1 protein-coding gene is annotated in these 716 nt (G+C 37.0%); it reads left to right on the top strand.

Annotated elements, in window-relative coordinates; translation table 11 throughout:
* Positions 1 to 91 precede the first annotated feature (91 nt).
* Positions 92 to 716 (top strand): YSIRK-type signal peptide-containing protein (locus AC2FB1_RS11065; RefSeq protein WP_490675271.1); only part of this gene is annotated, 625 nt, incomplete at its 3' end.

Genomic DNA, 716 nt, shown 5'->3' with positions numbered 1-716 from the left:
TTCAAAAAATTAAAATTGAACGGTTTAGTTAAGTAATGCTTATTTTATTTGTAAATGCTTGACTAATCGTAGGAATAGGGGTGTGAGTTATTTGAAAAAGAAACCAAATAGAAGATTAGATTTCTTACCTAATGTTCAAAACAAATACTCAATTAGAAAATTTACAGTAGGAGCGGCATCTATTTTAGTAGGTGCAACATTAATCTTTGGGGCAGGGCAAGAAGAAGCAAAAGCTGCCGAATCAGATCAAACAGTAACAAATCAAGATAATACATCTTCAACTACTGATACAACGGAACAACCATCAACAGAAGAAAAAACGACAAAATTAGAGGAACCAAGTTCTGAAGAAGCGACAAAATCAGAGGAACCAAGTTCTGAAGAAGCGACAAAATTAGAGGAACCAAGTTCTGAAGAAGCGACAAAATTAGAGGAACCAAGTTCTGAAGAAGCGACAAAATCAGAGGAACCAAGTTCTGAAGAAGCGACAAAATTAGAGGAACCAAGTTCTGAAGAAGCGACAAAATTAGAGGAACCAAGTTCTGAAGAAGCGACAAAATCAGAGGAACCAAGTTCTGAAGAAGCGACAAAATCAGAGGAACCAAGTTCTGAAGAAGCGACAAAATCAGAGGAACCAAGTTCTGAAGAAGCGACAAAATCAGAGGAACCAAGTTCTGAAGAAGCGACAAAATCAGAGGAACCAAGTTCTGAAGAAG

The organism is Staphylococcus sp. CoH_129_LAB_1 (assembly GCF_058191515.1).
The sequence above is the reverse complement of the archived record's forward strand: the minus strand, read 5'-3'. Positions and strand labels throughout refer to the sequence as shown.